The organism is Streptomyces sp. NPDC050423 (assembly GCF_040655445.1).
Classification (GTDB): Bacteria; Actinomycetota; Actinomycetes; order Streptomycetales; family Streptomycetaceae; genus Streptomyces.
This window is the reverse complement of record NZ_JBFAJY010000035.1, coordinates 65,592-86,771: the sequence shown is the minus strand read 5'-3', so window position 1 is coordinate 86,771 and position 21,180 is coordinate 65,592. Positions and strand designations below refer to the sequence as shown.

20 protein-coding genes are annotated in these 21,180 nt (G+C 71.1%); 18 read left to right on the top strand and 2 right to left on the bottom strand.

Features of this window, described 5'->3' with window-relative positions:
- Nucleotides 1-70: 70 nt before the first annotated feature.
- Nucleotides 71-1,084, bottom strand: a complete 1,014-nt coding sequence (locus AB0I52_RS24390; protein WP_363075867.1) for an NAD(P)-dependent alcohol dehydrogenase — start codon at nt 1,082-1,084, stop codon at nt 71-73.
- 70 nt (nt 1,085-1,154) lie between these two features.
- Between AB0I52_RS24390 and AB0I52_RS24385 the strand changes: the two genes are divergently transcribed.
- From AB0I52_RS24385 to AB0I52_RS24375, 3 genes are all read left to right on the top strand, one after another.
- A complete protein-coding gene (locus AB0I52_RS24385) occupies nt 1,155-1,844 on the top strand; it encodes a helix-turn-helix domain-containing protein (protein WP_363075865.1) in 690 nt (229 codons plus the stop codon).
- 190 nt (nt 1,845-2,034) lie between these two features.
- Nucleotides 2,035-4,740 (top strand): cellulose binding domain-containing protein, encoded by a 2,706-nt coding sequence (locus tag AB0I52_RS24380; RefSeq protein ID WP_363075863.1) that lies wholly within the window; start codon nt 2,035-2,037, stop codon nt 4,738-4,740.
- Between the two features lie 246 nt (nt 4,741-4,986).
- Nucleotides 4,987-5,538, top strand: a complete 552-nt coding sequence (locus AB0I52_RS24375) for a hypothetical protein (protein WP_363075861.1) — start codon at nt 4,987-4,989, stop codon at nt 5,536-5,538.
- Between the two features lie 135 nt (nt 5,539-5,673).
- On the opposite strand, the gene AB0I52_RS24370 is transcribed toward AB0I52_RS24375, so the two are convergent.
- Nucleotides 5,674-6,558, bottom strand: a complete 885-nt coding sequence (locus AB0I52_RS24370; protein WP_363075859.1) for an SIS domain-containing protein — start codon at nt 6,556-6,558, stop codon at nt 5,674-5,676.
- Between the two features lie 185 nt (nt 6,559-6,743).
- On the opposite strand from AB0I52_RS24370, the gene AB0I52_RS24365 reads away from it, so the two are divergent.
- The 15 genes from AB0I52_RS24365 to mmuM all read left to right on the top strand — a co-directional run bounded on the left by AB0I52_RS24365 (nt 6,744) and on the right by mmuM (nt 21,174).
- The gene (locus AB0I52_RS24365) at nt 6,744-7,544 is read left to right on the top strand and encodes a DeoR/GlpR family DNA-binding transcription regulator (RefSeq protein ID WP_363075857.1); all 801 of its coding nucleotides are present in this window, start codon (nt 6,744-6,746) and stop codon (nt 7,542-7,544) included.
- Nucleotides 7,545-8,028: 484 nt separating this feature from the next.
- On the top strand, nt 8,029-9,204 hold the full coding sequence (locus AB0I52_RS24360) for a Gfo/Idh/MocA family oxidoreductase (protein WP_363075855.1): 1,176 nt from the start codon (nt 8,029-8,031) through the stop codon (nt 9,202-9,204).
- A gap of 128 nt (nt 9,205-9,332) precedes the next feature.
- Entirely contained in the window at nt 9,333-10,508 is a 1,176-nt protein-coding gene (locus AB0I52_RS24355; RefSeq protein ID WP_363075853.1) for a ricin-type beta-trefoil lectin domain protein, read from the top strand.
- Between the two features lie 383 nt (nt 10,509-10,891).
- A complete protein-coding gene (locus AB0I52_RS24350; RefSeq protein ID WP_363075851.1) occupies nt 10,892-11,890 on the top strand; it encodes an MBL fold metallo-hydrolase in 999 nt (332 codons plus the stop codon).
- 95 nt (nt 11,891-11,985) lie between these two features.
- Nucleotides 11,986-13,356, top strand: a complete 1,371-nt coding sequence (locus AB0I52_RS24345; protein WP_363075849.1) for an ATP-binding protein — start codon at nt 11,986-11,988, stop codon at nt 13,354-13,356.
- Nucleotides 13,353-13,778, top strand: coding sequence for a roadblock/LC7 domain-containing protein (locus AB0I52_RS24340; protein WP_124285446.1), 426 nt, complete (start codon nt 13,353-13,355; stop codon nt 13,776-13,778). Before AB0I52_RS24345 ends, AB0I52_RS24340 begins: the two co-directional genes overlap by 4 nt.
- Nucleotides 13,775-14,128, top strand: coding sequence for a DUF742 domain-containing protein (locus AB0I52_RS24335; RefSeq protein WP_363075847.1), 354 nt, complete (start codon nt 13,775-13,777; stop codon nt 14,126-14,128). Before AB0I52_RS24340 ends, AB0I52_RS24335 begins: the two co-directional genes overlap by 4 nt.
- Nucleotides 14,106-14,720 (top strand): ATP/GTP-binding protein, encoded by a 615-nt coding sequence (locus AB0I52_RS24330; RefSeq protein WP_363075845.1) that lies wholly within the window; start codon nt 14,106-14,108, stop codon nt 14,718-14,720. Before AB0I52_RS24335 ends, AB0I52_RS24330 begins: the two co-directional genes overlap by 23 nt.
- Complete coding sequence (locus AB0I52_RS24325; protein ID WP_363075843.1) at nt 14,717-15,991, top strand: cytochrome P450; 1,275 nt, start codon at nt 14,717-14,719, stop codon at nt 15,989-15,991. Before AB0I52_RS24330 ends, AB0I52_RS24325 begins: the two co-directional genes overlap by 4 nt.
- Before the next feature lie 104 nt (nt 15,992-16,095).
- The gene (gene sepF, locus AB0I52_RS24320; RefSeq protein ID WP_363075841.1) at nt 16,096-16,494 is read left to right on the top strand and encodes a cell division protein SepF; all 399 of its coding nucleotides are present in this window, start codon (nt 16,096-16,098) and stop codon (nt 16,492-16,494) included.
- Nucleotides 16,495-16,648: 154 nt separating this feature from the next.
- The gene (locus AB0I52_RS24315; protein WP_363075839.1) at nt 16,649-18,010 is read left to right on the top strand and encodes an ATP-binding protein; all 1,362 of its coding nucleotides are present in this window, start codon (nt 16,649-16,651) and stop codon (nt 18,008-18,010) included.
- Nucleotides 18,007-18,366: a nucleotide pyrophosphohydrolase gene (locus tag AB0I52_RS24310; RefSeq protein ID WP_363075837.1), complete on the top strand. Its 360-nt coding sequence runs from the start codon at nt 18,007-18,009 to the stop codon at nt 18,364-18,366. The genes AB0I52_RS24315 and AB0I52_RS24310 overlap by 4 nt, the downstream gene beginning before the upstream one ends.
- 125 nt (nt 18,367-18,491) lie before the next feature.
- Nucleotides 18,492-19,028 (top strand): DUF6099 family protein, encoded by a 537-nt coding sequence (locus AB0I52_RS24305; protein WP_363075835.1) that lies wholly within the window; start codon nt 18,492-18,494, stop codon nt 19,026-19,028.
- Between the two features lie 98 nt (nt 19,029-19,126).
- Nucleotides 19,127-20,050 carry an LLM class F420-dependent oxidoreductase gene (locus tag AB0I52_RS24300; protein ID WP_363075833.1) on the top strand — a complete coding sequence of 308 codons (924 nt, stop codon included), beginning with the start codon at nt 19,127-19,129 and terminating at the stop codon, nt 20,048-20,050.
- A 41-nt stretch (nt 20,051-20,091) separates the two neighbouring features.
- The gene (mmuM, locus tag AB0I52_RS24295; protein WP_363075831.1) at nt 20,092-21,174 is read left to right on the top strand and encodes a homocysteine S-methyltransferase; all 1,083 of its coding nucleotides are present in this window, start codon (nt 20,092-20,094) and stop codon (nt 21,172-21,174) included.
- Nucleotides 21,175-21,180: the final 6 nt, after the last annotated feature.

Genomic DNA, 21,180 nt, shown 5'->3' with positions numbered 1-21,180 from the left:
TCACAACGATCGTCCAGGCCGTCCTCGTCCTTCACCACGCGTCAGCGTGCGGTTGGAAAAGGCTCAGTGGCTACCGATCCGCCGGCCCGATCCGGATGACGTGCTTGCCGTGCACGCCGCCGTCCTCAAGCGCCCGGTGCGCGACCGCGACGTCCGCGAGGGGGTGGACGGTGTCCACGACGGGGCGGATCGCGCCGTCCTCCGCGTACCGGGCCACCCGGGCGAGCAGCTCGGTGTGCGGGTTGCCGCTGAAGAAGCGCACCCGCCGGGAGCCGTGGACGGCCGAGGCGAGGAGGTAGGAGAGGGAGGGGAGCAGGTGCTCGATGTCGAAGGCCACGGCCACCATGCGCCCGCCCGGAGCCAGGAGCCGCCGGTAGGCGCGCTGCTCGGTGCCGACCGTGTCCAGGACGACATCGAAGGCGCCCAGTTCGGCGGGGCCGGTCGTCCGGTAGTCGAAGGCCTCGTCGGCGCCCAGGCCGCGGACGAAGTCGAGGTTCTTCGCACCCGCGAGAGCGGTGACATGGGCGCCGAGCACCTTGCCGATCTGTACCGCGACGCTGCCGACCCCGCCGCTCCCGCCGCGCACCAGAAGCCGTTCACCGGGCCGGAGGCCGGACTTGACGGTCAGGGCGGTCAGGCTCGTCGTCCCGCCGGCCAGCAGGGAGACGGCTTGTTCGGGCGTCAGGTTCTCCGGGGCGGGCGAGATGTTCCGCGGGGGGACGGCGACATACTCCGCCGCACTGCCCAGCCGTCGCGGCAGAACGCCCCATACCCGCTCACCCACCCGCACCCCGGCCGCCGACGGGCCCAGGGCGGCGACCTCGCCCGCGAAGTCGATCCCGGTGCGCTTGGGGAAGCGGCGCCCCGTCACCGGCCGTACCTTCCCGGCCCGGCCGTACAGCTCACCGCCGTTGACCCCGACCGCGTGGACGCGGACCAGCACCTCGTCGGGCTTGATGTCCGGCACGGGTACCTGGCCCACGTACAGCACCTCCGGGGGGCCGTACCGGTCGTAGAGGACCGCGCGCATCTCGTTCAAGTTCTCGTCCTGCTCTGTCTCGGGAGCCGTGAGCGGAACAGCCATTTCCGCTTCCTTCTCCTCAAGCTAGCAGCCTAAGTGGATGGCCCCTTCCACTTACCGTAAAGTGAGAGACATGTCTGCTCAGCCCTCTCGGAAGCGCCCCGCACCTGCCGCTGAATCGATGCCGTCCGCATCGTCGGCCGGGCTGCGGGCCGATGCCAGGCACAACCGTGACCGCATCCTCGAAGCCGCCCGGGAGGCCTATGCCGCCCACGGCATCGACGTGCCCGTCACCGCGATCGCCCGCCGGGCCGGCGTCGGGGTCGCCACCCTCTACCGACGCTTCCCCACCCGGGACGCACTCGTCACGGAGGCGTTCTCCGAGCAACTCGCCCTGTGCGTCACGGCCCTCGACGAGGCGCTGCGGGATCCCGATCCCTGGCGCGGCTTCTGCTCCCTCATCGAGAAGGTGTGCGCGATGCAGGCCACCGACCGGGGCTTCACGGCCGCGTTCCTCTCCCGGTTCCCCGACGCCGTCGACTTCGGCGGCCGGCGCGCCTGCGCCGAGGAGGGCATCGTCCAACTGGTCCGGCGCGCCCAGGAGTCGGGGCAGCTCCGCGCCGACTTCGACCCCAGCGACGTCACGCTCCTGCTGCTGGCGAACAACGGTGTCGGCGGAGAGTCCCCGGAGATCTCGGCGGTCGCGTCCCGGCGGCTGACCGGCTACCTGCTCCAGTCCTTCCGGGCCGACCGCGCGACCCCCTTGCCGCCGCCGGCCCCGCTGGAGCTGCGCCGCATCCACCAGCCCCCTCAAGGTCCGTGAGACCGCACGTCGTTAGGCCTCGGCCGTGCCGGGAACCGCTGCGTCGCCAAGTCATCCGATGAACCCCGCGTACCACCCTTCTCCCGGCGAGTTCGCGCCGCTACCATCAGGACGCGAATGGGAGCGCTCCCACATCCGTACCCGCCCTGTACCGCCGTTGTCGGCGGTCTCGTTCGGAGAGGACGTTTCCGTGCGCTCAAGCGCCAGACCCCTGGCCGCCCTGTTGGCGGCACTCACTCTCACCGCCGGGTTGTTCGCCGCCGGCGCTCCGGCATCGGCACGCCCGGCCGAAGTCGCCCACGCCGCCGAAGCATCCGATGTGTCCCTGGCCGCGGACACATACGACTGGAAGAACGTGCGCATCGACGGTGGCGGCTTCGTGCCCGGAATCGTCTTCAACCGGTCGGAGAAGAACCTCGCCTACGCGCGCACCGACATCGGCGGCGCCTACCGCTGGGACCAGTCGGGCAAGCAGTGGACGCCACTGCTCGACTGGGTGGACTGGGACCGCTGGGGCTGGTCCGGGGTGGTGAGCCTGGCCTCCGACTCGGCCGACCCGGACAACGTGTACGCGGCCGTGGGGACGTACACCAACAGCTGGGACCCGACCAACGGCGCCGTCCTGCGTTCCTCGGACCGGGGTGCCGGCTGGAAGGCGAGCACGCTCCCGTTCAAGCTCGGCGGCAACATGCCGGGCCGCGGCATGGGGGAGCGCCTCGCCGTCGATCCGAACAAGAACTCCGTGCTGTACCTGGGCGCGCCCAGCGGCAACGGGCTGTGGCGGTCCACCGATTCGGGCGTGACCTGGTCGGAGGTGACGGCCTTCCCGAACCCCGGCAACTACTCCCAGGACCCCTCCGACACCAGCGGATACGGCAACGACAACCAGGGCGTCGTCTGGGTGACCTTCGACGAGCGCACCGGCAGCGCGGGCAGCGCGACCCAGGACATCTACGTCGGGGTGGCCGACAAGGACAACACCGTCTACCGCTCCACCGACGGCGGGGCCACCTGGTCGCGCATCGCCGGTCAGCCGACCGGATACCTGGCCCACAAGGGCGTGCTCGACTCCTCGGGCGGCTATCTGTATCTGACGCTGAGCGACACCGGCGGCCCCTACGACGGCGGCAAGGGCCGGATCTGGCGGTACGCCACGGCGACCGGTGAGTGGAAGGACGTCAGTCCGGTCGCCGAGGCCGACACGTACTACGGATTCAGCGGGCTGACCGTGGACCGGCAGCAGCCCGGCACCCTGATGGCCACCGCGTACAGCTCCTGGTGGCCGGACACGCAGATCTTCCGCTCCACGGACAGCGGGGCGACCTGGACTCAGGCCTGGGACTACAGCAGTTACCCGGACCGCACCAACCGCTTCACCCAGGACGTCTCCTCCGTGCCCTGGCTCACCTGGGGCGCCAGTCCGGCGCCGCCGGAGACCACGCCCAAGCTGGGCTGGATGACGGAGGCACTGGAGATCGACCCGTTCGACTCCAACCGGATGATGTATGGGACCGGCGCGACGATCTACGGCACCGAGAACCTCAAGAACTGGGACTCCGGCAGCCGGTTCAGGATCACCCCGATGGTGAAGGGGCTGGAGGAGACGGCCGTCAACGACCTGGCGAGCCCGCCCTCGGGAGCCCCGCTGCTCAGCGCGCTCGGTGACGTCGGGGGCTTCCGGCACACCGATCTCGACGCCGTGCCCGACATGATGTTCACCTCGCCGAACCTCACCTCGACCACGAGCCTGGACTTCGCGGAGACGAGCCCCGGCACCGTCGTACGGGTCGGGGACGCGGACGCCGCCCCGCACATCGGCTTCTCCACGGACAACGGGGCCAACTGGTTCCAGGGTTCCGAGCCCTCAGGGGTGACCGGCGGCGGCACGGTGGCAGCGGCGGCCGACGCGAGCGGCTTCGTGTGGAGCCCGGAGGGCGCGGGCGTGCAGCACACCACCGGGTACGGGAGTTCGTGGTCGGCGTCCACCGGGATACCGGCTGGGGCGGCGGTCGAGTCCGACCGGAAGAACCCGAAGAAGTTCTACGGGTACGCGGCCGGAACCTTCTACGTCTCGACGGACGGCGGCGCCACGTTCACCGCGAAGGCGTCGAGCGGCCTGCCCGCCGAGGGCAACGTCCGCTTCAAGGCGGTGCCGGGCACCGAGGGCGACGTGTGGCTCGCGGGCGGCAGCGCGACCGGGGCCTACGGGCTGTGGCACTCCACCGACTCGGGGGCGACGTTCACCAAGCTGTCCGGGGTCGAGCAAGCGGACTCCGTCGGCTTCGGCAAGGCAGCCGCGGGCGCCTCGTACCAGACGCTCTTCATCACGGCGAAGATCGGCGGGGTACGCGGCGTCTTCCGCTCCACGGACGCGGGGACCAGCTGGACCCGGATCAACGACGAAGCGCACCAGTGGGGTTGGATCGGCGCGGCCATCACCGGCGACCCGAGGGTCTACGGGCGGGTGTACGTCTCGACCAACGGGCGCGGAATCATGTACGGGGACTCCTCGGACGGCGACGGTACGGACCCGGGCACCGACCCCGGTACCGACCCGGGGAATCCGCCGGAGGGCGCGGCCTGCTCGGTGACGTACGAGGTCACCACCCAGTGGGCCGACGGCTTCCAGGCCGATGTGACGCTCACCAACACCGGGAGCACGGCCCTGGACGGCTGGCAGCTCGGCTGGACCTTCCCGGGCGGCCAGCGGATCACCCAGATGTGGAACGCGGTCTCCGGTCAGGACGGGGCGAGGGCGACGGCTGCCAACGTCTCGTGGAACGGCAAGGTGGCGGCCGGTGAATCGGCGGGCTTCGGCTTCACCGGCACCCTGTCGGGCGGCAACGGCAACCCGACCGCGTTCGCTCTGGGGGGCGAGGCCTGCACCGAAGGTTGACGCCCGACGCCTGACGCCTGACGCCTGACAGCCGGCATCTGACGGGCAGTGGGTGATGGGCGGTGGGCGGTGGCGGGGCGGAACCGGACCGGGCCGGCGGGTCCGCCCCGCCCCGCCCCGCCCCGTTCCGCCACGTCCACGTTCGCGTCCACGTTCACGCCCCCGTCACCGTCCGCAGGCACGAGCGAGGGCGGGTGAACACGGGCTCACTGGCCCCGTACAGGTTCGTCGGCCATACTGCCCGCCGTGGAGCAGCGCATAGATCCGAACACTCAGCCCGCGTACGCCGCAGGGACAGACCCGGCGTACATCCCTGGTCTCACGGCCCCCCGAGCCACCGGAAAGGCGGACGAGGAGCCGGAGCGGACCGAGGAGCCGGCACCCGAGGACGTCGTGTCCGACGATGCCGTGCCCGACGATGCCGCAGCGGAGGCCGTGTCCGAGGACGCGGAGCCCGACGGCGAGGCCGTCGCCGAGGCGGCGGACGACGAGGAGGAGAACGAGAGCAAGGACGGGGACGGTCCCGCGTTCGAGGTGAGCGACCGCCGCGGCTCGATCACCGCGGACCGTGACGGCATCCGGTTCACGCTGGACGACCAGGAGGCCGACTTCCGCTGGGACGAGATCGGCGCGGTGGAACTGAAGCCGGCCCGGTTCGGCCGCCGGTTCACGATCACGGTCCATATGTCGACCAAGCGTTGGTTCAACGCGGAGGTCGAGGCGGCTGCCAGGAGCAGCCTCAAGGAGTGGACGGAAGGCTTCGACGCGGTCCTGGACGCCTACTTCGAGGAGTCCTGACCGGCAGCTGACCCGGCCGTGCCCGCGCCGCGAAGGGCGTTGAGCACGGGGAAGCCGGCCGCCCGGCGAGGGCGGCCGGCTCCTCGGGACACCGATGCGGTGTGCACGCTGCTCCCGACGGTGTCCGCCGCGGGCTCAGGCGTCGGCCAGCACCACGGAACGCGTCAGGTGGCGCGGGCTGTCCGGGTCCAGGCCGCGGGCGGTGGCGCGGGCGACGGCCAGGCGCTGGACGCGGACCAGCTCGGCCAGCGGGTCGAGCCCGCTCTCGACCCAGTGGGCGCCGGTCGCCAGGACCTGCTCCCGCAGGCCCTCGGGGGCGGTGCCGAACATCCAGGTCGCGGTGCCCGTGGTGGCGATGCTGATGGGGCCGTGGCGGTACTCCATCGCGGCGTACGCCTCCGTCCAGGACAGCGAGGCCTCCTTCATCTTCAGCGCGGCCTCGTTGGCGAGACCGGCCGTCCAGCCGCGGCCGAGGAAGGTGAACTGGGTGCAGTCCAGCAGTCCTTCGGGCAGCGGCTCGGCGAGCGCGGTCTCCGCGTCGCGGACCACGGCGTCGGTGTGCAGACCGAGGTGGGCGCGGAGCAGCGTCAGCAGCGTGGTGGCGAACCGGGTCTGCACGACGGACTGCTCGTCGGCGAAGTCGAGGACCACGACCGCGTCCGCGGACGTCATCACCGGGGTCTCCGGGTCGGCGGTGATGGCCACCGTCGGGGTCACCCCGCGCAGCCGGTCGAGGAGTTCGAGCACCTCGGTCGTGGTGCCGGAGCGGGTGAGGGCGACGACCCGGTCGTAGCGGCGGCCGAACGGGAACTCGGAGGCGGCGAAGGCATCGGACTCGCCCTGCCCGGACTCCTCACGGAGCGAGGCGTACGCCTGAGCCATGTAGAACGAGGTGCCGCAGCCGACCACGGCGATGCGCTCGCCGGTCGCGGGCAGCGCGGCAGCCTGGCTCTGCGCCAGGTCCGCGGCACGGCGCCAGCAGTCCGGCTGGCTGGCTGTCTCGATCTCGACAAATGACACTTTTGCACTCCGTACTGGTGATGGGATGCTCGTTAACGCACGGTATACGGGATGTGCAAGCATTATCAAGCATTCTTCTTGCAAGTGACTTGACTCGCCGGAGCCTTGTGCGACGCTTGCGCGAGTCCGGTGACCGCGCCCAAGGGGATGGGTGTCCGCAGCCCGGACCTGTAAGGAGAGTTCACGTGTCCAGGGATTCCCGGTGGAACGCACTGCTGGAGCTCGTCGGTAAGCATGGCCGGGTGGACGTCGAGGACGCCGCCAGGACACTGGATGTCTCGGCCGCGACCATCCGCCGCGATCTGGACCAGCTCGCCGAGCAGCAGCTGCTCACCCGCACGCGGGGCGGCGCGGTCGCGCACGGTGTCAGCTACGAGCTGGCGCTGCGCTACAAGACGGCGCGCAACGCCCCGGAGAAGCAGGCCATCGGCCGTGCCGTCGCCGAACTGGTCGCGGTCGGCGAGGTGGTGGGGCTGACCGGCGGCACGACCATCACCGAGGTGGCCCGCTCGCTCGCCGTACGCTCCGACCTGGTGGGGGACGGCGCCGCGGGGGTGGCCGGCCAGCCGACCCTGACGGTGGTCACCAACGCGCTCAACATCGCCAACGAGCTGGTGATCCGGCCGCAGATCAAGATCGTGGTGACCGGCGGGGTGGCCAGGCCGCAGTCGTACGAGCTGACGGGCCCGCTGGCCAGCGGGGTCCTGGGCGAGATCACGCTGGACGTCGCCGTACTGGGCGTCAACGCCATCGACACCGAACGCGGTGCGTACGTCCACCACGAGGGCGAGGCCAGCATCAACCGGCTGCTCGCCCAGCAGGCCCAGCGGGTGGTGGTGGCGGCCGACTCCTCGAAGATCGGCAAGCGGGCCTTCGCCCGGGTCTTCGACCTGGGGCTGGTCGACTTCCTGGTCACCGACAAGGGCATCACGCCTGAGGTGGCGGCCCGCTTCACCGAGGCCGGCGTCACGGTCATCGCCGTCTGAGTCGTCCGGGCTGTCCGGGCTGTCCGCAGTGTGAGTTGTCCTGTCCGAACGGCGGGCCGTCCCACCCGAGAGGGTGTGGCGACCCGCCGTTCCGCGTGCCTGCCGTTGTCTGTCGGTGTCTGGCTCGACTGTGTTCTGGCGTGCTGGAATATGCGCAGGTACGTGCATGATCAATCACGACCAAGCGTCAGATGGCCGGATCTGGCAGGTTTTCGGCGGTGTAGGTGGTCACTTCACGGCCGTTCTGGGATGCTTCCGTGCGCATTTCAAGCCCTCGGGTGCCCTGTGGTGCTACTGGTAGTGGATTTACGCTGCCAGTAAATGTTCATTACGTCATCAAAATGAACAACTCTTGCCACCTCGGTGCACCGTCGTGAACTATGTGCCTGTCGCCGTGAAGGGACAGCGGTCGCGCCTCCTTCGCGTGCCGGTAGCCCGGAGACCGCCCACCCGCACCACCCGTACAGACAGAGAAGGGACCCCCGTGTCAGACCTGCGACTCGGCGTCATCGGACTCGGCCTGCGCCGGTCCATCGCAATGTCCGCCCACCACCCCGGACAGGGTTCGGCCATCACCGCCGTCTGCGACCTCGACCCCGAGGTGCGCCGCCGTGAGGCCGAGCGTTTCGACACGGACGTCGCGGTCGATGACTACAAGCTGCTCCTCGGCCGGGACGATCTCGACGCGGTCGTCATCGCGACGCCGGACGACACCCACGAGGCCATCGCCATCGACGCGCTGCGGGCCGGCAAGGCCGTCTTCGTCGAGAAGCCGCTCGGGATCACCGTCGAGAGCTGCGACAATGTCCTGCGCGCCGCGTACGAGACCGGGACCCGGCTCTACGTCGGCCACAACATGCGGCACATGGGTGTCGTGCGGCTGATGCGCGACATCATCGCCCGCGGCGACATCGGCGAGCCCAAGGCCGTCTGGGTGCGGCACTTCGTCGGCTACGGCGGCGACTACTACTTCAAGGACTGGCACGCGGACCGGACCCGGACCACGGGGCTGCTCCTCCAGAAGGCCGCGCACGACATCGACGTGCTGCACTGGCTGGCCGGCGGCTACACCCGGCGCGTCAACGCGCTGGGTGACCTGCTCGTCTACGGTGACCTGCCGCGGCGCGAGCCGGACACCCCGCGCCCCGACAACTGGCTGCGTGAATTCGACTGGCCGCCGACCGCCCGCAAGGACCTGCACCACATCGTGGACGTCGAGGACGTCTCGGTGATGAACATGCAGCTCGACAACGGCGTCGTGGCCGCCTACCAGCAGTGCCACTTCACCCCGGACTACTGGCGCAACTACACCGTCATCGGCACCGAGGGGCGGCTGGAGAACTTCGGCGACAGCCCCGGTGACGAGGTCAAGGTCTGGAACACCGGCCCCAGCGGATACCGCGCCGACGCCGACATCACCTACCGGGTCCCGGAGGCCGGCGGCTCGCACGGCGGCGGGGACACCCGGATCATGGAGGAGTTCTGCCGCTTCGCGCGCGACGGGGGTGTCACCGACACCTCGCCGGTCGCGGCCCGGATGAGCGTCGCCGCCGGTGTGCTCGCGACCCGCTCCCTGCGTGAGGGCGGTGCACCGTACGACGTGCCCGCCCTCGACCCCGAGCTGGTGGCGTACTTCGAACGCGGTCAGGTCCGCACCTGAGGATCTGACCGGGAAAGGCCGGGCAGGGCCTCGGCCCCTGTCCGGCGGGTTTCACCGCAAGAGATGCACCGACCCGGTGCATGCACGGCAATGATCCCCATTCCCCCCATCAGAAGCAGGTGCAACGCATGACCCTGCGCCACTTGTTCGGAACCGTCACCGCCACTGTCGCAGCAGCCGCTCTGGCTCTGCTCGGCACGGCGACCCCCACTCAGGCCGCGGACCTCGGGACCACCCCCGGCACCTACACCGACTACTCCTTCCCCGGTGCGCCGAAGCTGACCGACGTCACTTGGTCCACCACCGTTCTTCACGATCCCGGATACCGGGCGAACGTCTTCTGGAGCCACCAGTTCGGCTTCGACCAGGGCAGTGGCGCGTACCTCGGGATGCAGTCCAACGGAGGATCGAGCCGGGTGCTCCTCTTCTCCGTCTGGGACGTCTCCGAGGCCAGGGCCGGATCGGCCGGGAGCTGGTGCCAGAGCTTCGGCGGCGAGGGCGAGGGCATGAGCTGCCGGATGAACCTCGACTGGACGGCCGGCCACCGGTACACCTTCAAGGTGGCGGCCGAGGGCGACGGCTGGTTCGGCGCCACCGTCGCGGACGCCGGCACGGGCGCCTCGTACGAGCTCGGCAGCATCAAGACCCCGGCCACCGCCATCTCCCCGTCGGGGATGGTCGACTGGACCGAGTACTTCGAGTGGAACAACCCCCGCTCGAACTGCTACGACCAGCCGTTCAGCGACGCCCGTTTCGGAGTGCCCACCGGCAACGGCGGTACGGTCACCGGCACGGTCTCGGCCACCTCCAGCAGCGACAACGCCTGCGCGTCCATGACCCGGATCGATGTCGCCGCCGACTCCACGGTGCAGAACCTCGCGACAGGCAACTCGGTGCGCGGCGCTGTGACGGGACAGGGCGGAAAGTGCGTGGACGCCTTCGGAGGCGTGTCGGACGGTGTCGTCGCCGACCTCTACACCTGCTCCGGCGGCGCCAACCAGGCCTGGGTGAGGGCGGCCGACGGCACGCTGCGCCTGGCGTCCGACTACTGCCTCGCCGCGGAGGGCACCGGCAACGGCGCCGCCGTACGGGTGCGTGACTGCGCCGGTACGGGTGCGGGCGGCACGGTCACCGATCAGGCCAGGCAGTGGACGTACAACGGTTCCACGCACGCACTCGTCAACAAGGCCTCCGGCCGCTGCCTCGATGTCCCGGGCGGCGACACCACGGACGGGACCGCGCTCAACCTGTGGGACTGCGGCGGCGGCGCCAACCAGAGGTGGAACGTACCCGCGACGTTCTAGGCGGTCCCCGCGAAGGCTCCTCCGTCCGGCCGTGAACCGCCGGACGGATCCTGGGACACCGCGCGTCACAAGGCCCCCGGCGGGTCGCTTTCCAGCGGTCCCGCCGGGGGCCTTGCGGCGTCTGTTTTCAGCCATGCTCGGTGGGTAATCGGCCTCTTCCGGTTTGACGTCCGCCCGTTGTGCAATGACGAGGTGGCAGTGGACGGCCGGGCGCAATCGGCCCGACTGTCCGAATAGTCCAGAAAGAGAGGCGGCGTCGGTGCTCTCGCACGGTCACCGGTCAACCGCCCCGGATGGGCTGGAGGGGCGATTTCAAGCCAATGGGAGCTGATTTTGGCCGAGTTCGAACGCGCGATCGGAAAGCGGTCGGCATAATCGCGTCCATGTCGATCACGGGTGGAGACGTCGTTGACCTGGGCCGGAGCCTGCACGCGTGGCTCCCGCCGAAACGGGGCTGGGGGCTGGCCAACTGCGGCCTTCTCGTCTCGCCCCGCGGCGCGCTCTGGATCGACACCCCGTACGACCCGGTACTGGCGGGGCAGTTCCTGGCCGAGAGCACGAAGCTGCTGCCCGACGGTGTCTCCATCGACCGGGTGATCGTCACGCACGCCAACGGCGACCACTTCTGGGGCGCGGGCGTGCTGCCGGACGCGGAGATCATCGCGACCCGTGAGGCCCGGGACCACATTCACTACGAGCCCACCCCGAAACAGCAGCACGCGCTCGTCAACGGCAGCGATCCGGCAGGACCGCTCGGCGCCTACCTCGGCCGCCACTTCGGCCCGTTCGACTGGTCGCAGACCGAACCGGTCCAGCCGACCACCTACTTCACCGGGGAGCTCGAACTGACCCTGGGGGAGTACCCGGTCCAGATCTCCGCCCTGCCGTCCGCGCACACCACGGGTGATCTGATGGTCCACCTGCCCGCCCAGAGCGCCGTGTTCAGCGGCGACATCATCTTCTCCTCGACACTCCGGCAGCCGGGGGACCACCCGATCCACTGGGCGGGCCCGCTGAGCAATGTGATCGCTGCCTGCGAACAGGTGCTGGCCACCGGAGCCGAGACCGTCGTGCCGGGCCACGGGCCGGTCCTGGACCGGGTCGGCGTACGCGACCACATCGTCTATCTGGAGTACGTACGGGAGCGTGCCCACTCCTTCCACGCCGCCGGGGTACCCGCCCTGGAGGCGGCCCGACGGGTGATCGGTGAAGGCCGTCACCCCGAACTCGGACTCCCCGAGCGGCTGGTGGTGACGATCGGCAGCGAGTACCGGCAGCTCGACGGCTCCGCGCTGCCGGGCGTGCTTCAGGTGATGACCGAGGTGGCCTTGCTGGCACAGGAAGTCGAGCAGGCCGGTGAGCCCGCGGGCGCGCCGGAGTGACCGCCCGGCCCGCCGCACAGGCCGGGCCGTGCGCCTGATCCTCCGCCGCCGTCCCGGCCGGAGGACCGACCCGACGACAGAAATGCGGTAACGGCATGGGATGGATCGTGGCGGTGATCGCCGTCGTGGCCGCCGTGGCGGCGGCGACGCGTTCGTACGGGTCCGCCCGCTCGGAACAGCTCGCCGTCACCCACGCCGAGCTGACCGAACGGCAGCTGAAGGCCGCCGAGGCCCGTACCGCCGCGCTCGTCGATGAGATCCGGCAACTGGCCCACAAACGGATCCCGGCCGTCGCGGTCGCCCTCTCCCACCCCAGCGCCCAGGTTCCCGGACTGCGCGAGGCGGCCGAGGTGGACGGCGACTCCGCCCGGCTGCTCACCGAAGCCGTACAGGCCGCACGCACCGCCGTCATCGAGGAACGGCAGCGCGTCGACGCTGCCGCCCGTGCGGCGATGCGCGGCACCTCGGCCAAGATCCAGTCGCTGCTCAACCAGTCCCAACAGCTGCTGCACGAGCTTCAGCACGAGTACGACGACCCGCGCATCCTGCAACTGGACTTCCGCAACGAACTGGCCCTGCGCCGGACCCAGTCCACTGCCGTGCTGTGCGACGCCTGGCCCGGCCTCGCCCGGCAGAACTCGCCGCTCGTCGAGATCGTGCTCGGTGCCCAGTCCCGCGTCGCCGGCTACGAGCGGATCAAGGTGGCCAACCATCTGCGCGAGGAACGGCTCGCGCTCGCCGCCAGGGCCGCCGAACCCCTCGCGATCGCCCTCGCCGAACTGCTGGCGAACGCCACCGCGTACTCGCACCCCGACACCGATGTGACGGTGACGCTCCAGCAGAGCGGCGGCCGGGGCGCGTTCCTGGTCGTCGACGACGCGGGCATCGGCATGGACGAGGACGCGCTCGACCGGGCCCGCGCTCTGCTGGCCGGCCCCTCCGAGGTGCTCCTCACCGAGCTGGGCGACCCGCCGCAGACCGGCTTCGCGGTCGTCGGCCGGCTCGTCGTGCAGTACGGCTTCCACTGCCACATCGAGGCCTCGCCGTTCGGCGGTATGCGGACGATCCTGCGCGTCCCCGCCCATCTGCTGACCGTGCTGAAGGAGGACCGGACCCTCTCCGCCCTGGCACCGGTGCCCGTATCGGCGCACCCCGCCGCGGCGGAGCCGGACGCCCCCGCGCCTCCCGCTCAGGACCCGCCGGAGACCGCTGCCACGGAGCCGGCGGGCCTGCCCAGCAGGCGCCGGCGCGCACCCCGTCCGGCGGCGGTCGCCTCCACCACGTCCGCCGCCGACCCGGCCGCCGGACAGGTGTCCCGTACACCGGAGCAGGCCGAGTCTTCCTGGGCGGCGCTCCAGCAGGGCACCCTCAACGGCAGGAGCGTCGCCGGGCGGGCCCCCGCACCGGATTCGGACGGCCACGACCACCTGGGCGACCAGGACGACCAAGGAGACGACGAGACGTGAGCGCCCCCAGCCCCACCACCGGTGACCTCGCATGGGTGCTGACCCCGCTGCTGGAACTGCCCGGAGTCCAGCATGCCGTGGTCGCCACCGGTGACGGCCTCATCGAGGGCGCCTCACCCGGTCTCGACCGGGCGTCCGGCGAACGGGTCGCCGCGATGACGGCGACCCTGCACGCCGCGGCTCGCGCCTTCACCACGGCGTTCACCGACGTCGAGGGCCCGAAGCTGGCCCAGACGGTCGTCGAGTCCGACCTGGGCTTCGCCGTCGTCGTACCGGCCGGGAACAACACCACGCTCGCCCTGTTCGCCGAACCCGGCGCCAAACTCGGCGACATCGCCTACCAGATGCAGGTGCAGGTCACCGCGCTGACCCGGGCGATGCACGCGCCAGCCCGTCAACCGGACACCGCCGCCCGGCCATGAGCTCCGGACCGGGACGCCGTCTGATCCCCGCCTATCTGGTCACCGGCGGCCGGTCCCGGCCCGCCGGCCCCGCGCTCGACCGGCTCGCCGTGCTCGTACGCACCGATACGACCCTGCTCCCCGGCACCGGATCGGAACAGCGCAGGCTGTGCGAACTGCTGGAACCGGGCGCGCTCACCGTCGTCGAGTGCGCGGCCCATCTGGACCTGCCGGTCAGCGCCACCGTATTCCTGGCCACGGATCTCGCGGCCGCCGGACTTCTGCTCACCCGACCGCCGATACCCAGTGCCGGGGAGATCGACCGGTCGCTCGTCGAGAGGCTGCTCGTTGGACTCCGCTCCCTCCACTGACCGGACGGGCGTCGGCTATCTGCCGACTGCCGCCCGGACCCTGATGAAGCTTGTTGTCACGGGTCCCTTCGGCGTGGGCAAGACGACCCTGATCCGTACGCTCTCGGAAATACCCACGCTCCACACCGAGGAGGCGATGACCCAGTCCAGCACCCTGCTCGACGACACCGCCGGACTCCCCGACAAGACGACGACCACGGTCGCCATCGACTTCGGACGTCTCACCGTCCTGGACGACCTGGTGCTCTACATGTTCGGCACGCCCGGCCAGGAGCGGTTCCTGCCGCTGTGGGAGGACATCGCGCGCGGAGCGCTGGGCGCGCTCGTCCTGGTGGACACCCGACGGCTCGGCGACTCCTTCGCGGTCATGGACATGGTGGAGGAACAGGGGCTGCCGTACGCCGTCGCCGTCAACCGCTTCCCCGACGCGCCCGCCCACAGCGACGAGGTCCTGCGCAAGCACCTCGACCTCGCCCCAGGGACCCCGCTGATCCAGTGCGATGCCCGGGAACGCCGCGGCAGCATCGACGCCCTGATCGCGCTGGCCGAACACGTGCTGACCCGAATGCCGCAACCCGAGGACCCGTCATGACCCTGTTCGTACAGCCGCCGCAGCCCCTTGCGCTGTACGGCCCCGACTTCGCGGCCGACCCGCACGGCCACTACCGCAGGCTGCGCGAACACGGGCCGCTGGCACCGGTCCGGATCGCCCCCGGCGTCGAGGCGATGCTCGTCACCGACTACCAGGCGGCCGTCGATCTGCTGCGCGACACCCACACCTTCAGCAAGGACCCCCGCGCCTGGCAGGCGACGGTCCCGTCGGACTCGCCGGTGCTGCCCGTGCTCGGACACCGCCCCACCGCGCTGTTCAGCGACGGTGACGAGCACGCCCGCTACCGCGACGCCATCAATGACACCCTGGCGCTGATCGAGCCGCACATCCTGCGGGCGGAAGTGGCCAGGGTCGCCCAGCAGCTCATCGGCGAGTTCGCCGCCACCGGCACCGGCGATCTCATCGCCCAGTACGCCCGGCGGCTCCCGCTGCACGTGTTCATCACCTGGTTCGGTGTGGCCCCCGACGACGGCGAACGGATCATCGACGGCATCGGCGGCATGATGAACTCGGCGCAGGGCGCCGCCGCCGCGTACGCCGACCTCGTCGATGTCGTCACCCGCCTCGTCGCCGACCGGCGCGCCCGCCCGCGCCGCGACCTGACCTCGTACTTCCTCGCTCACCCGGCCCGTCTCGACAACGACGAGACGGTGCGCCAGATCACCCTGGTGATGAGCGCGGGCCACGACCCCACGACCAACCTGATCGGCAACGCCACCCTGCACATGCTCACCGACGAGCGGTACGCGGGCTCGCTGCACGGTGGAGCGATGACCGCGCACGAGGCGATCAACGAGGTCCTCTGGCAGGCCCCGCCGCTGGCCAACCTGGCCGCGCACTACCCGCGCCACGACACCGAGTTCCACGGCGTCCGGCTGCGCGCCGGACAACTGGTCCTGGTCTCCTTCGGGGCCGCCAACACTCAGTCCGCACCGTCCGCCCCGGACGCGGGGGCCCGCTCCGGGGCCAGCGCCCACCTCGCTTGGTCGGCGGGACCGCACCGGTGCCCCGCGAAGCAGCCCGCGCTGCTCATCGCGATGACCGCGATCGAGCAGCTCACCAGCCAGCTGTGCGATGCGGAACTGGCTGTTCCGGTGAGCGAACTGCTGTGGCGACCCGGCCCGTTCCACCGGGCCCTGGCACATCTTCCGGTACGGTTCACCCCCCTCGACACCCGGGCGACCGCCGGCCCGGACGAGCGCTCCGCTACGGAGCCCGGCAGCACTTCGACGGTGTCGATCGGGTCCTGATCCGTGTCGTTGGTAGGCCGAACGGGTGAGGGGCGAGAGAATTGCCCGATGAACAGTGAGCGCAGCCGGCGCAACGCCAACCGATGCACAGACGGGGTGGTCCGGTGAGCAGGTACGACAGGTATGACGTCACCGACGAGCAGTGGGAGGGACTGGCCCAGGTCGTACCGCTGCGCAGCCGCAACGAGTGGCCCTCCCGAGTGGACCACCGGACGGTTCCGGAGGAGCGGGAGAGCGCAGAACAGCGGCGCATGGTGGTGCTGCGGGTCCAGATCTTCGCGGACGCACGCGAGGTCGCCGAGTACCTGGTCGCGCAGATTCCGGTGCTGCTCGATCTGACCAGCGCCGAGTCCGATGTGGCCAAGCGGATCCTGGACTTCACCAGTGGTGTCGTCTTCGGGCTGGGCAGCGGAATGCACCGGGTGGACCGGAACGTCTTCCTGCTGTCGCCCATCGGCATGGAGGTCGAGGGCGTGACGGCGGCGGGGGTTCCAGGGGTCTAGAAGGGCTGTCGCGAGGGCGCTGCGGGGCGGTCGCGCATCAGGGCTACCCGGATCGGTGGCGCGGTATGCGGGCGGGTGGCGGCTTACTCCGATCGAAGGACGGCCCATCCGGCGGAACGGTTCGCCGGGGAGTCGCCTGCGTACGGTCCGGGGCATGACCGCACCCCGCCCGTCCGACCTCGCGTCCGACCTCGCGTCCGACCTCGCGTCCGACCCCGCGTCCGACCCCGCGTCCGACCCCGGCTCCGGACCGTGGCACGGCCCCGGAGCCGCGGCTGACCCCGGATCCGACGCCGGCCCTGAATTCGCAGCCGACGCCGAGCCGCGGTCCGGGCGTTGGGCCGGGCCTGTGGTGACCGAGCTGCGGCTCTCCGCCTTCGCCGCGCACCGGGGCACGATCATGCCGCTGGCCCCGCTCACCCTCCTCGCCGGTCCCTCGGGCAGCGGTGCGTCGAGTGCGCTGCGCGCGTACGAGGCGCTGTCCCGGCTGGCAGCCGGGGCGTCGCTCGCCGACGTGTTCCCCGATCCGGCGGGGTGCGTGCCCGAAGGGGCCGCGGCCGACCGGCAGGGGCGGCGCGGATTCCGGATCGGGTGCACGGCGGACGGCCCGGCCGGGCCGGTCCGGCTCGAACTCGCCGTCCAGGCCGAGCCCACCCTCCGGATCGTCGGCGAGCGGCTGACCCGGGCCGGGCAGACGCTGCTGAGCACCGCGCTCCGCGATCCGGGGCGGCCGGCGCTCCAGGCGGCCTGGCACACCGCGGACGAGCTCCCGGTGAGGCGGGAACAGCTGCCGGACGACCGGCTGGGCACGGCACTGCTGCCACTGCGGGTCGCGGGCCGGACACCGGGCCAGCTACAGGTGCTGGCCGCCGCCGAACAGATGGTGGTGGCCCTGCGCCCGGCCTTCGCCTGCGAACCGCGGCCTCATCGGATGCGGACACCGGTGCCGCCGGGTGAGGGCCGGCTGCGCCGCGACTGCGGGAACCTCGCGGCGGTACTGCACGCCGCCCGTAACGGGCACGGGCACGGGCACGGGCAGGGGCAGGGGCAGGGGCAGGGATACGGATACGGATACGGGCACGGGCGACGCCATGCCCGGCTGGTCGCGCTGGCGAACGCCGGATGCGCGCGACCGGTGACCGGGATCGGCGTCGAGCGGCCGGCGGACGGGCTGGTCCGTGCGGTAGTGGCCCGGGGAGACGGCCACGGCACCCCGCTGGAAAGGCTCGGCGACGGCGAACTCCGCTACCTGGCACTGGCCGTGGCCCTGCTCATGGGACCGGGGGCGGACCCGGCGGGCGGCGAGTCAGAGGTGCCGCAGGCTCTGCAGACCCTGACCGTGCTGGCCGACGGGCTCGACCGGGACCTGGACGGACACCAGACGCGGGAGCTGCTGACCGCGGCGGCCTCGGCGGCGGCCGCCGGCCACGTCCGGCTGCTCGGCACGGTGACGGAGGCGGGCGCGGCACTGGCCCGCACGACGGTCGGAGCGACGGTGGTAGACCTGAAGCCGTGACACGACTCGACGTACCCGCCCTGCAACAGCGGCTCGCCGCATTCGCGGCCGCACGCGACTGGGAGCAGTACCACACCCCCAAGAATCTGGCGTCGGCGCTGAGCGTCGAGGCATCCGAACTCATGGAGATCTTCCAGTGGCTGACGCCGGAACAGTCGGCCCGCGTGATGGACGATCCCGGGACCGCGCACCGGGTGTCGGACGAGGTCGCCGATGTCCTCGCGTATCTGCTGCAGTTCTGCGAGGTGCTGGGCATCGACGCACTGGCGGCGCTGGCGGCCAAGATCGAGCGGAATGAGGTGCGCTTCCCCGCCACGAAGGGTATGGATACCCTCGATCGTCACTCTTCGGAGTGATCGAGTTATTCACAGTCGACAGGGTGTCCACAGATTTCCGAAATCCCCTGGCCTTTCGGTACCACCGCCCTCACTGTGGGTAATGGAAGAGGTGAGCGGGTTTTCGTACCGAACGGGGGCAACACATGGAAGCGGAGCGGCTGGTAAGGGTCATCAGGCGGGCTCTGTCCCAGAGCAGGGGCACGCCGGACATCATCGCGGAGGCCTGGCAGGCCCAGGCGCTGGCACAGGCGGTCGGAAGCCGGCTGGCGGCGAGCGGTCCCAAGGAGTTACGGGGCGAGGCGGGAGGCCTCAGCGAGATCGGTGGCAGAAGTATCGGGGCACTTGACCACCCGGCCGCGCGGGCCGGGGTGGCCAGGGCGACGCAGCTCTCCGAAGTCGCTGATCCGCGCGCCGCGCTGACGGGGCTGGGCGCGCTGCTCGGGGAAGTGGGGATAGCCCTGGTCGGGGTGGCGTGCGAGACCGATGAACAGAGCCTGTACTGGCAGTGCATGGAGGCGATCGACGCCGCCGACGAGTCGACGGACCGGGTCCACGGAATGCTCCGGCTGCTCGACGAACGGGACCGGGAGCGCCAGCAGGATCTGGAGCGCGGCAGGGAGCGGGACGGCCCCCACGGCGTGCTCCACGGACCGGCGGGACCGGCCGCCGGCCGGCCCTGAGGACCCGGCGTCCCGGATGCCCGGGATGCCCCGGACACCGCGGCGGTGAAAGGAGACAGGAGAGGGACGAGCGGTGTCCGGGGGTGCAGGATGGATGCATGGATCTTCGAATCTTCACCGAGCCCCAGCAAGGGGCGAGCTACGACACCCTGCTCACCGTCGCCAAGGCGACCGAGGACCTCGGCTTCGATGCCTTCTACCGTTCCGACCACTATTTGCACATGGGAGGGGGAGACGGTCTCCCCGGCCCGACGGACGCCTGGATCACGCTGGCCGGGCTGGCGCGAGAGACGAAGCGGATCCGCCTCGGCACGCTGATGACGGCGGGGACGTTCCGGCTCCCCGGGGTGCTCGCCATCCAGGTGGCGCAGGTCGACCAGATGTCCGGCGGCCGTGTCGAACTGGGCCTGGGCGCAGGCTGGTTCGAGGACGAGCACAAGGCGTACGGCATCCCGTTCCCCCAGGAGAAGTTCGGCCGCTTGGAGGAGCAGCTCGCGATCATCACCGGGCTCTGGTCGACCGAGGTCGGCAAGACATTCAGCTACGACGGCACGTACTACCAGCTCACCGACTCGCCCGCGCTGCCCAAGCCGGCGCAGGCCAAGGTCCCGGTACTGATCGGTGGGCACGGCGCGAAGCGCACACCGCGGCTGGCCGCCAAGTACGCCGACGAGTTCAACATCCCGTTCGCCTCGCTGGAGGACAGTGAGCAGCAGTTCGGCAGGGTCAGGGAAGCGGCCGAGGCCGCGGGCCGGGGGCCGGACGACCTGGTGTACTCCAACGCCCTGATCGTCTGTGTCGGAAAGGACGACGCCGAGGTGGCGCGCCGGGCCGCCGTCATCGGGCGGGACGTGGCGGAGCTCAAGGCGAACGGTCTGGCGGGCTCGCCCGCCGAAGTGGTTGACAAGATCGGTCGGTTCGAAGCCATCGGGGCTTCGAGGATCTACCTCCAGGTGCTGGATCTCGATGACCTGGCCCACCTTGAACTGATCTCGTCGCAGGTCCAGTCCCAGCTGACCTGACCTGACCTGACCTGACCTGACCTGGGAGGAGAGGAACACCTGTGCAGCCCGCCCGTGATTCCGCCCGTGATTCCGGCCGTGATTCCGGCCGCGACTCCGGCGGCGATTCCGGCGGCGATTCCGGCCGCGACTCCAGCCGCTCCGCCCGGCCCTTCGCCGGGACGCCGTCCCGGCCCCTCGCGGCTGCCCTTGCGGCGGGGACGGTCCTGCTCGACGGTGGCCTCGCCGGCCAACTGGAGGCGCAGGGCTGCGATCTGTCCGACGAGCTGTGGTCCGCCCGGCTGCTTGCCGACGGGCCCGAGCAGATCGAGGCGGCGCACACGGCGTACGTGCGGGCAGGTGCGCAGGTGCTCATCACGGCCAGTTATCAGGCGAGTTTCGAAGGGTTCGGGCGACGCGGGATCGGGCGGGCGGAGGCGGCCGCGCTGTTCGCCCGCAGCGTGGAGCTGGCCCGGCGGGCGGCCGGTTCGGTGGAGCGGGATGTGTGGGTCGCCGCCTCGGTCGGCCCGTACGGGGCGGTGACGGCGGACGGCGCCGAGTACCGGGGCCGGTACGGGCTCCCGGTCCGGGAGCTGGAACGCTTCCACCGGCCCCGGATCGAGGCGCTGGCCGCCGCCGGCCCCGACGCGCTGGCACTGGAGACGGTGCCGGACTGCGATGAGGCGGAGGCGCTGCTGCGGGTCGCGGGGGAGTGCGGGCTGCCGGTCTGGCTCTCCTACACCGTGGCGGACGGGGTGACCCGGGCGGGACAGCCCCTGGAGGAGGCGTTCCGCCTCGCGACGGGGCGGGACCAGGTGGTGGCGGTCGGGGTGAACTGCTGCGATCCGGCCTACGCGGACCGGGCCGTTCGGGCGGCGGCGGAGGTGACCGGCAAGCCGGTCGTCGTCTATCCGAACAGCGGTGAACGCTGGGATGCCGGGAGACGGGGATGGACCGGGGGCGCCACGTTCGATCCCGGCCGGGTCCGGGCCTGGCGGGCGGCCGGTGCACGGCTGGTCGGCGGCTGCTGCCGGGTCGGTCCGGACACCATCGCGGAACTGGCCGCGCTGCTCGGAGCACCGGCGGCGAACCACACGGAAGGGAACCACACGGAAGGAGGGCGGGAAGGTCCGGGGACGGGCTGAAATTGC